Annotated in this window: 8 protein-coding genes and 1 pseudogene; all 9 read left to right on the plus strand. The window is 73.4% G+C overall.

Going from position 1 to position 10,615, the window contains the following annotated elements; all coding sequences use genetic code 11:
* Window positions 1-1,762: glycoside hydrolase family 27 protein (locus tag GA0115240_RS12305; RefSeq protein WP_107407136.1), on the plus strand; the 1,762-nt coding region annotated here is incomplete at its 5' end.
* Window positions 1,763-1,889: 127 nt separating this feature from the next.
* Window positions 1,890-3,191 (plus strand): ABC transporter substrate-binding protein, encoded by a 1,302-nt coding sequence (locus GA0115240_RS12310; RefSeq protein WP_093736720.1) that lies wholly within the window; start codon window positions 1,890-1,892, stop codon window positions 3,189-3,191.
* 1 nt (window position 3,192) lies between these two features.
* Window positions 3,193-4,121 (plus strand): annotated as a pseudogene (locus tag GA0115240_RS39195) (carbohydrate ABC transporter permease).
* The gene (locus tag GA0115240_RS12320; RefSeq protein ID WP_093736721.1) at window positions 4,121-5,029 is read left to right on the plus strand and encodes a carbohydrate ABC transporter permease; all 909 of its coding nucleotides are present in this window, start codon (window positions 4,121-4,123) and stop codon (window positions 5,027-5,029) included. Before GA0115240_RS39195 ends, GA0115240_RS12320 begins: the two are co-directional and overlap by 1 nt.
* On the plus strand, window positions 5,026-7,146 hold the full coding sequence (locus GA0115240_RS12325) for an alpha-galactosidase (protein ID WP_093736722.1): 2,121 nt from the start codon (window positions 5,026-5,028) through the stop codon (window positions 7,144-7,146). The genes GA0115240_RS12320 and GA0115240_RS12325 overlap by 4 nt, the downstream gene beginning before the upstream one ends.
* A gap of 98 nt (window positions 7,147-7,244) precedes the next feature.
* Complete coding sequence (locus tag GA0115240_RS12330) at window positions 7,245-8,006, plus strand: SDR family NAD(P)-dependent oxidoreductase (protein WP_093736723.1); 762 nt, start codon at window positions 7,245-7,247, stop codon at window positions 8,004-8,006.
* Between the two features lie 55 nt (window positions 8,007-8,061).
* A complete protein-coding gene (locus tag GA0115240_RS12335; protein ID WP_093736724.1) occupies window positions 8,062-8,796 on the plus strand; it encodes a FadR/GntR family transcriptional regulator in 735 nt (244 codons plus the stop codon).
* Window positions 8,793-9,938, plus strand: a complete 1,146-nt coding sequence (gene dgoD, locus GA0115240_RS12340) for a galactonate dehydratase (protein WP_093736725.1) — start codon at window positions 8,793-8,795, stop codon at window positions 9,936-9,938. The genes GA0115240_RS12335 and dgoD overlap by 4 nt, the downstream gene beginning before the upstream one ends.
* Window positions 9,932-10,615 (plus strand): hypothetical protein (locus tag GA0115240_RS12345; protein ID WP_093736726.1); only part of this gene is annotated, 684 nt, incomplete at its 3' end. The genes dgoD and GA0115240_RS12345, both read left to right, overlap by 7 nt.

Genomic DNA, 10,615 nt, shown 5'->3' on the forward strand with positions numbered 1-10,615 from the left:
GCACCGGCTCGGCCTGAAGGCCGGCATCTACACCGACGCGGGCGACTACAACCCGGCCAACTGCGGGCTGGGCAGCCGCGGTCACGACCAGCAGGACGCCGACCTGTTCGCGAGCTGGAAGATCGACGCGATCAAGGTCGACTTCCTGTGCGGCATCGGCGAGCAGCTCGATCCGGGCCCGGCCTTCACCGAGTTCAGCGACGCGGTCGCCAACTCGGGCCGTCCGATGCAGCTCAACTTGTGCAACCCGCTCACCGACGACTGGGGCCTGCCGCACACCCCGGAGCAGGACGCGCACAACACCTTTGTCTACGGCCCGTCCATCGCCGACTCCTGGCGCACCGGCACCGACATCGCCTACGGCGCGCCCACCCCCGGTGAATTCCCCAACGTGCTGCGCAACATGGACGCCAACGCCTGGCACCCCGAGGCCCAGGGCCCGGGCCACTGGAACGACCCCGACTACCTCATCCCGACGCGCCGGCTCCCCGACGGCACCTACGAGCTGAACCAGGAGGAGTCCACCACCCAGCTGGTGATGTGGGCGGAGATGGCCTCGCCGCTGATCATCGGCTCCGATCCGCGCACCTTGCCGCAGCCGATGCTCGACACGCTGCGCAACCCGGAGATCCTCGCCGTCGACCAGGACCCGCTCGGAATCCAGGGCGTGCGGGTGGCCACCGACGCCACCGGCGACACCTACAGCAAGGTGCTGCAGGGCGCCGGGCGGCGGGCGGTGGTGCTGCTCAACCGCTCCGACCAGCCGGCCGAGCGGACCGTCACCTTCGCGCAGGCCGGACTGACCGGCCCCGTCGCGGTACGGGACCTGCGGGCGCGGGCCGGCCGGGGAACGTACACCGGCACCGGCACCTACACCGTCACCGTGCCCGCGCACGGCACCGCGATGCTGGGCCTGACCGGCACCGACACCGCGCCGGGCACGAAGCTCGGCGGCCCCGGCTCCACCGCCGACCCGGCGCTGGTCCGCGACGGCGACCGGCTGACCGCCTTCACCCGCGACGCCGACGGCTCGCTGCGGGCACGCACCGGGCGCGACGGCCAGTGGTCCGGAGCCGGTACCGACCTCGGCGGCCCGACCGGGGGCCGCTTCCTGGGCCAGCCCGCCGCCTACGCCTCGGCCGGCGGCCGGATCGACGTCTTCGTGCGCGGCACCGACAACCACGCCTACCTGCGCGGCTACGCGGCCGGCCGGTGGGGCGGCTGGCAGGACCTCGGCGGCTCCCTCGCCGACGCCCCCACCGCGGCCTACAACGGCCCCGGCGACTGGACGCTGCTGGCCACCGGCACCGACGGCACCGTCAGCAGCCGGACGGCATCGGGCGGATGGACCTCGATCGGCGCCCCGGCCGGACCGGCGCTCACCGGCCGCCCCTCGGCGGTCACCGACGCGGCCGGCCAGGTCCATGTCGCGGTGCGCGCCGCGGACGACGCGGTGTGGTCGCGGGTGCGGGACGCCTCGGGCACCTGGTCCGGCTGGGAGTCGCTCGGCGGCACCGTCAGCGCCGACCCGACCCTGGTCGCCACCGGCGGCACCGTCCAACTGCTGGCCCGCGCCTCGGACTACACGCTGTGGCAGCGGAGCTACAACGCGGCGGCGGGCAGCTGGGGCGGCTGGTTCCCGCAGACCGCCTTCGTGAGCGGCGCCTTCGACGGCGCGATGGGCGCCACCGCAGGCCCGGACGGCCAGGTTCTCGCGGTCTCGCGCGGGGTCGGCGGCGTGGTCCGGCAGAGCTCCTTCTGACCGCCTCCCGGGGTGCCCGCAGCCGGGCACCCCGGGCCACTGACGGACCGTTACTCAATAAATTACGAATTAATCTTGACGCGCTCGCCGCACCCCGCCAGTCTGTAACCGCCGACAAGGGAGTCACATGAACACCGCGATCACCTCACCGACGAGCCGCCGCCAATTCCTGGCCGGCGCGGGCGCCGTCGGCGCCGCCGCCCTGATGAGCGGCTGCGTCACCTCCAGTTCGTCCGGCGGCGGCAGCCAGTCCGGCGGCGGCACGCTGAGCCTGCAGTCCAACCTCTCCTCGCCGCAGGCCAAGTCGGCGATGGAGAAGCTGGTCGCCGCCTTCGACAAGCGCGGCGGGGCCAAGGCCGCCCTCAACACCGTGGCCTCGGAGACCTTCCGCACCCAGCTGCCGACGTACCTCACCTCCGCCAACCCGCCGGACCTGCTCACCTGGTACCCCGGCTCGGTCGCGGACACGTACGCCAAGAAGAACCTGCTGCTGGACATCAGCGACATCTGGACCAAGGGTGATCTCGCCGGGTACTCCGACGCGCAGAAGAAGCTGTGCACGGACTCCGCCGGGGCCAAGGTGTTCGTCCCCGCCAGCTACTACTGGTGGGGCGTGTTCTACAAGAAGTCCAACTTCGCCAAGTGGGGCGTGCAGGAGCCCAAGACCTGGGACGAGTTCCTCGCCCTGTGCGAGACGCTCAAGTCCAAGGGGGTCGCCCCGATCGGCCTGGGCGCCGGCAGCGGCACCGCCTGGGTGGCCTCGGCCTGGTTCGACTACCTCAACATCCGCATCAACGGCGCCCAGTACCACCGCGACCTGCTCGCCGGCCGCCACAGCTTCGACGACCCCCAGGTGCACAAGGTCTTCGACAAGTGGGCCGAGGTACTGCCCTACTTCGACCCCAACGGCACCGCGCTGGCCTTCCAGGACGCCACCACCGCGATGCTCAGCAACCACACCGGCATGATGCTGATCGGCACCTTCTTCGCCGACGCGGCGCCCAAGGACCAACTGGACGACATCGACTTCTTCCAGTTCCCCATCATCGACCCCGCGGTGCCGATCGCCGAAGAAGGCCCGACCGACGGCTACTTCGCCAGCGCCCACACCCGCCACGCGGCCGAGGTGAAGGACCTGATGAGCTGGCTGGCCACCGCCGAGGCGCAGGAGCTCTACATCAAGGGCTCGTCCGGCACGTCGCTGCCGACCAACCCCAAGGCCCAGGACTCCGGCACCCCGCTGGTCAAGAAGGGGCGCGCCCTGATCGAGAGCGCCGCCGACGTCACCCAGTTCTTCAACCGCGACTCCAGCGACGCCCTCCAGCCCACCGCCGACAACGCGCTGACCAAGTTCCTGGCCAAGCCCAAGGAGATCAACTCGATCCTCACCGCCTGGCAGCGCGACGCACAGAAGATCTGGAGCCAGTGAGATGGCGGTACTGACCGCCGCGGGCCGGCGAACAGGACGAGGCCGGGGCAGCGGCGGACGCAGGGGAGCCACCCGGGTCCCCCCGGTGGTGCTCGCCTTCGTGCTGGTGCCGCTGCTCGCCGAGGGCTTCTGGGTGTTCTGGCCCGCCCTGCAGGGCTTCTACCTGTCGCTGACCAAGTGGGACGGCATCTCCCCGCCGCAGTTCATCGGCCTTGCCAACTACCGGGAGATGCTGCACGACACCGTCTTCCACACCGCGCTGCTCGACACCGTGCTGTGGCTGGCGCTGTTCGGCGGTCTGTCCGCGATCCTCGGCCTCGGCGCGGCGCTGCTGCTCCAGCAGGAGCGCCGCGGCGTCGGCTTCTACCGCGCCGCGCTGTCTTGCCGGTGGTCTTCTCGCTCACCGCCACCGCGCTGGTCTGGCAGGCGATGTACCAGCCGGACGGCCTGATCAACAAGACCATGTCCGGCCTGGGCCTGGGCAGTTTGACCCACCCCTGGCTCGCCGACCAGGACACCGCCCTGTACGCGGTGATCGTCCCCGCCCTGTGGCGCCAGATCGGCTACGTCATGGTGCTCTACCTGGCCGGCCTCAAGGGCATCGACCCGATGCTCTACGAGGCCGCCAAGGTCGACGGCGCCGGCCGCTGGCAGCAGCTGCGGCACATCACCCTCCCGCAGCTGCGCCCGGTCAACGCGGTGGTGCTGTCGGTGATCATCATCGACAGCCTGCGCTCCTTCGACGTCGTCTGGGCGCTGACCCGCGGCGGCCCGTACCACTCCTCGGAACTGCTCAGCACCTACATGTACTCCACCGCCTTCCAGTCCCTGCGGCTGGGCTACGGCTCCGCGCTTGCCGTCGTCATCTTCCTGCTGGCCTTCGGCGTCATCGCGTCCTATCTCGTCCGGGCGTTCAAGGAGGCCGACTGATGAGCGTCACCCACCCCGCCGCCCCGACCGCCGAGCGCCCGGCCGGCGCCGACGCACCGGCCCCGGCCCGCACCCCCCGGGTGCGGCGGCGGCTGTGGGGCACCGTCGCCTTCCACACCGGCGCCGGACTGCTGTCCGCGCTGTGGCTGGTGCCGATCGCCGTCGTCCTGATCACCGCCACCCGCTCGTTCGACGACATCGCCGGGCACGGCCTCGGCAGCGCCCCGCACTCCTTCACCCTCAGCGGCTTCCGCCAGGCGTGGGTGGACGGCGGCCAGCAGCAGGCCCTGATCAACAGCCTGCTGGTGTCCGTGCCCACCGTGCTGCTGTCGCTGCTGCTCGCCTCGACGGCCGCCTTCGCGCTCAGCCGGTACGACATGCCCTTCCGCCGGGTACTGCTGCTGCTCATGCTCAGCGGCAATCTGCTGCCCCCGCAGATCCTGCTGATCCCGGTGTCCAAACTCAGCGAGCAACTGGGCATCTACGACTCGCTGTACGCGCTGATCGGCGTGCAGGTCGGCTTCGGCGTCGGCTTCTACGTCTTCGTGCTGCACGGCTTCATGCGGGCCATCCCGGCCGAGATCCAGCAGGCGGCCGTGATCGACGGCGCCGGGCCCTGGCAGATCTACAGCCGCATCATCCTGCCGCTCGCCCGACCCGCGCTGGCCGCGCTCACCGCGCTGGCCTTCACCTGGATCTTCAACGACCTGCTGTGGGCGATCACCGTGCTGCGCACGGACACCAAGATGCCCATCACCGCCTCGCTGCTCAACCTGCAGGGGCAGTACGTCTCGCAGTGGAACGTCATCGCGGCCGGCTCGGTGATCGCCGCCGCCCCCACCGTCCTGGTCTTCCTCCGCTTCCAGCGGCACTTCGTGGCCGGACTCAACCTCGGAGCCGTCAAGTGACCCCCGATCAGGCGCCGCTTCCGCCCGGCCCATGGCTGCTGCGCACCGAGCACACGGTGTACGCGGTCCGGCTGGCCGGCGACGGCCGCTGGGCCGAACTCGCCGCCTGGGGACCGTCCGGCGCCGAGACCGGGCCGCCGGCACTGGCAGGCTCGCACCGCACCCACTTCATCACCCCCGCCGACGCCGCCCCGGCCGAGTACATCCCCTACGGCCTGCGGCCGTTCACCGGCGCCGACCTCACCGTCCGCCGCCCCGGCGGCGAACGCGGCCTGTGGTGGGCGCTGACCGGCGCCGCCCACGACGAAGACAGCGCCCTGCGGCTGGAGTTCACCGACGAGCCGACCGGGCTGCGCACCACCTTGCACTACCGGACAGTGCCCGGCACGGACGTGCTGCTGCGCTGGACCGAACTCGCCAACACCGGCGCCGAACCGCTGCACCTGGAAAGCCTCGACTCCGCGGCCGTCAATGTGCCGGTCCAGGGCGGCGCCCGGCTGACGTACCTCGCCGGCCAGTGGTCGCAGGAGTTCCAGCGGCACCGACTCGACCTGCAACGCGGCCGGTTCGCGATCGGCTCCACCCAGGCCGTGCCCGGCCACGCCTACGCGCCCTGGCTCGCCGTGCAGGACGCCGCCGAACCCGACGGCCCGGCGGCGCCCACCTACGGCGTCGCCCTGGAGTGGTCCGGCAACTGGCACATCACCGCCGACGCCGAACCCGGCGGCGCGGTCCGGATCAGGGCCGGCCGCGTCCCGCACGAGGGCGCCGTCCTGCTGCGGCCCGGCGACACCCTGACCACCCCGCGGCTCGCCTGCGCCTTCAGCGCCGAAGGCCTCGACGGCCTGTCCCGGGTCTGGCACCGCTACGAGCGGCGGCTGGCCGGCCCGCGGCTGCACCGGACCCGTAAGGTCCTCTACAACTCCTGGGAAGCCACCGGCTTCGACGTCCGGGCCGAGCCGCAGCTCGAACTCGCCCAGATCGCCGCCGAGATGGGCGTCGAACTCTTCGTGGTGGACGACGGCTGGTTCACCGGCCGGTCCGACGAGAAGGGCGGCCTGGGCGACTGGCAGCCCGACCCGGCCGCCTTCCCGGCCGGCCTGGACGACTTCATCGCCCGGATTCGCGCCACCGGCATGGACTTCGGCCTGTGGGTGGAGCCCGAGGCGATCAGCCCCCGCTCCCGCCTGTACGCCGAACACCCCGACTGGGTCTACCGGATCGACGGCCGGCCCACCACCCTGGTCCGCGAGCAGCTGCTGCTGGACCTCGGCCGCGACGAAGTCCAGGACTTCGTCATCGCCACCTTGGACCGGCTGCTCACCGCGCACCACATCGGCTATCTCAAGTGGGACATGAACCGCCCGCCCACCGAGCGCGGCCGGCCCGGCGGCGGACCCGCGGCGGACCAGGACCTGGACGCCGACCACGTGGCCGGCTACCTGCGGGTGCTGGACCACCTGCGCGCACGGCACCCGCACGTCACCGTCGAGGGCTGCGCGGGCGGCGGCGGCCGGATCGAGCACGCCACCTTGGCCCGCACCGACGTGGTCTGGCCCAGCGACAACACCGCGCCGCTCGACCGGCTCGCCATCCAGTACGGCTACCTGCACGCCCACGCGCCGCACACCATGAGCAGCTGGGTCACCGACGCCCCCGGTATCTTCGACCCGCGGCCCCGCTCGCTCGCCTTCCGCTTCGTGCTCGCCGCGGCCGGCGTCCTCGGCATCGGCGCCGACCTGCGGCACTGGAGCGCCGAGCAGCGCGCCGAGGCGGCGAGCTGGGTGGCCCGCTACAAGCAGGTGCGCGATGTCATCCACCACGGCGAGGCCCGGCTGCTCGGCGCCCCCGCCGACCCCAGCTGCGGGGTGCAGTACGACGCGCCCGACGGCGACCGCACCGTCGTCGCCGCCTGGAGCACCGGGCGCCTGGACGGCGCTCCGCTGGTCCCCGGCCGCGCCGCCCGGCTGCGGCTGCGCGGACTCGACCCCGCCGCCCGCTACCGGGACACCGCCACCGGCACCGAGTACAGCGGCGCGCACCTGCTGCACTACGGCCTGCCGCTGGCCTGGACCGCCGGCCACGACGCCGACCTGATCGTGCTGGCCGTCCAATGAGCCGCGCACGCAGGGCAATTGACGACCCCGCCGACCCCGCCGACCCCACGTCACTACAGTCGCCCGAAGACCCGCACGCCGAGGAGCAGACCCGCCCCATGAATGTCACCGCCCCCCGATTCACCGGACAGGTGGCCGTCGTCACCGGCGCCGCCTCCGGGATCGGCGCCGCCACCGCGCGCCGGCTGGCGGCCGAAGGCGCGAGCGTGGTCCTCGCCGACATCGCCGCCGGCCCCGGCGAGGCCGTCGCCGCCGGCATCCGCGAGCAGGGCGGCGCGGCGGCCTTCGTCACCGCGGACGTGTCCTCGCCGCCGGACTGGGAGCGGATCGCCGACCGGGCCCGCGCCTACGGCGCCGTCGGCGTCCTGGTCAGCAACGCCTACACCGTCGAGGTCCTCCCCGCCCACGCGATGACCCTCGCCTCCTGGGAGCGGCAGCTCGCGGTCAACCTCACCGGCGCCTTCCTCGGCGTCAAGGCCCTGCTGCCCGACCTGCGCGAGCACGGCGGCGCGGTCGTGCTGACCTCCTCGGTGCACGCCCACAAGGGCATCCCCGGCCACCCCGCCTACGCCGCCTCCAAAGGCGCCCTGCTGTCGCTGTGCGGGCAACTCGCCGTCGAGTACGGGCCCGAGGTGCGGGTCAACGCGGTACTCCCCGGGCCGATCCTCACCGCCGCCTGGGACCGGGTCCCGCAGGAGGACCGGGACCGCAGCGTCGCCGAGACCGCGGCCCGCCGCTTCGGCAGACCCGAGGAGGCCGCCGCCGCGATCGCCTTCCTGGCCGCGCCCGAGGCGTCGTACATCACCGGATCGAGCCTGGTCGTGGACGGCGGCTGGAGCGTCGTGAAGGCGTCCGCCTGACCGCCGGGGCAGCCCGTCCGACCCGCCACCAGCACATGGAGAGAGGCAGAACGACATGACGCCATACGCGCGCCGCGGAGTGCACGGCCAGACCGTGGAGACCCTCGCGCGCCGGGTGCTCAGCGGCGAGATCCCCGAGGGAGCCACACTCGACCTCGTAGCGCTGCAGAGCGAGTTGGACGTCAGTCTGACCGCCCTGCGCGAATCGCTGAAGGTGCTGGCCGCCAAGGGCATGGTCGACGCCCGGCAGAAGCGCGGCACCTTCGTCCGGGCCCGCGCCGACTGGAATCTGCTCGACGCCGACGTCCTGCGCTGGCAGTTCGCCGGCGGCACCGCGGCCGGCGCCGACCTGGCCCTGCTGCGCAGCCTCGGCGAGGTCCGCGGCATCGTCGAGCCCGCCGCCGTCCGGCTGGCCGCGCAGCGCCGCACCGCCGGCGACCTCACCGCCCTGGAGGCGGCGCTGACCGCGATGGGCGAGCAGGACGGCGGCCCCGAGCACGCGGTGGCGGCCGACCTCGCCTTCCACCGGGCGCTGCTCGCCGCCACCCACAACGAACTGCTGGAACGGATGGAGATGGTCATCGAGTCCGGCCTGGCCCACCGCGACGAGATCGTGCACAGCTCACCGCACGGCGAGGACCCGGTGCCCAGCCACCGCGCCGTCCTCGACGCGGTGCGCGACCAGGACCCGGACGCCGCGGAAGCCGCCATGCGGGCCCTGCTGGAACAGGCGGTCCGCGACCTGGACCTGGTGCACGGCACCGACGCGCCCGCGGAGGGCGCCCAGTGAAGATCGCCAGGGTCGAGACCTTCCTCGTACCGCCCCGCTGGCTGTTCTGCCGGATCGAGACCGACGACGGACTGGTCGGCTGGGGCGAGCCCGTCGTCGAGGGCCGCGCCGAAGTGGTGCGCGCCGCCGTCGAGGTGCTCGCCGAATACCTCGTCGGCCGCGATCCGCTGCGCATCCAGGACCACTGGCAGGTGCTCACCAAGGGCGGCTTCTACCGCGGCGGCCCGGTGCTCTCCAGCGCGGTGGCCGGACTCGACCACGCCTTGTGGGACATCGCGGGCAAGGCGTACGGCGCGCCCGTGCACGCCCTGCTCGGCGGCGCGGTCCGCGACACCGTACGGGTCTACGCCTGGGTCGGCGGCGACGAACCGGCCCGGCTCACCGAGGAGATCGGCGCCCAGATCGACGCCGGCTTCACCGCGGTCAAGATGAACGCGGCCGGCCGCACCGACCCGCTCACCACCCCGGCGGGCACCGCGGCGGTGGTGGAACGGGTGGCCGCCGCACGGGAGGTGCTCGGCCCGCACCGCGATGTGGCCGTCGACTTCCACGGCCGTTTCAGCCCGGCCGGCGCCCGCCGGGTCCTGCACGCGATCGCCCCGCTGCACCCGCTGTTCGTGGAGGAGCCGCTGCTGCCCGAGCACGGCCACCTCACCGCGGCGCTGGCCGCGTCCACCCCCGTACCGCTCGCCACCGGTGAACGGCTCTACGGGCGGGCCGAGTTCCTGCCCGTGCTCAGCGCCGGCATCGCCGTCGCCCAGCCCGACCTGTCGCACGCCGGCGGCATCACCGAGGTCACCCGGATCGCCGCGCTCGCCGACACCTTCGGCGCCCAACTGGCCCCGCACTGCCCCCTGGGCCCCATATCGCTGGCCGCCAGCCTCCAAGTGGCCTTCTGCACACCGAACTTCCTCATCCAGGAGCAGAGCCTGGGCATCCACTACAACAAGGACGCCGACCTGCTGTCCTACCTCGTGGACACCGAGCCCTTCCGGTTCACCGGCGGCCACGCCCGCCGCACCGCGCTGCCCGGCCTCGGCGTCACCGTGGACGAGGCCGCCGTGCGCGCCGCCGACCGCACCGGGCACGCCTGGCGCAACCCCGTCTGGCGGCAGGCCGACGGATCCTTCGCGGAATGGTGAGCGCGAAGGGGGCGCGGGGCGCGCCGCCGGCGGTGCGCGTCGCCACCGACCCCCGCCGCGGCGGGCGGTGGACGTCGCTGCGGGCCGGTGACCGGGAGTGGCTGTGGCACCGCGACGAACCCCGCCGGGCCGGGGCCGCGCCGGGCGAGGCCTTCGCCGACGCGGGCGGCCTGGAGGAATGCCTGCCCACCGTGCGCGGCGTCCCGGACCACGGCGACGCCTGGACGCGCCCCTGGACGGTCGACGGCGACACCGCCTCCGTGCGGTGCGCCGACTTCGCCCTCACCCGCCGCATCCGGACCGCCCGGGGCCGCGCCGTCGCCGACTACCGGCTGACCGCCACCCCCGGCTACCGCTTCCTGTGGGCCGCGCACGCCCTGCTCGACGTCTCCCCGCAGGGCCGGCTGGCGATCGCCGACGGCGTGCCGGGCCGTTTCTACCCCGACGCGAGGTCAGGGTGGGAAGCCTTCGCCTGGCCGTCGATCCGCACCGGGACGCCGTCCGGGGGCCCCGCCGCGCACCGCGGACCGACCCGCCTCGACCGGCTGGGACCCGACGACGGAACCGCGTTCGGGGCCGTCGTGGACACCGCGTCCGCAACCGTCCACGACGGCCCCGACTCCCTGCGCTTCAGCCTGGACGCGCCGGGGCAGCCCGTCGCGACCGCCCTGTGGCGC

Origin of the sequence: Streptomyces sp. DvalAA-14 (assembly GCF_900091855.1) — a bacterium.
GTDB lineage: Bacteria > Actinomycetota > Actinomycetes > Streptomycetales > Streptomycetaceae > Actinacidiphila.

What these genes read in the sequence shown, in the direction of transcription:
- GA0115240_RS12310 (WP_093736720.1), top strand. Translation starts at nt 1,890, where the DNA reads ATGAACACCGCGATCACCTCACCGACGAGCCGCCGCCAATTCCTGGCC.
- GA0115240_RS12320 (WP_093736721.1), top strand. Translation starts at nt 4,121, where the DNA reads ATGAGCGTCACCCACCCCGCCGCCCCGACCGCCGAGCGCCCGGCCGGC.
- GA0115240_RS12330 (WP_093736723.1), top strand. Translation starts at nt 7,245, where the DNA reads ATGAATGTCACCGCCCCCCGATTCACCGGACAGGTGGCCGTCGTCACC.
- GA0115240_RS12335 (WP_093736724.1), top strand. Translation starts at nt 8,062, where the DNA reads ATGACGCCATACGCGCGCCGCGGAGTGCACGGCCAGACCGTGGAGACC.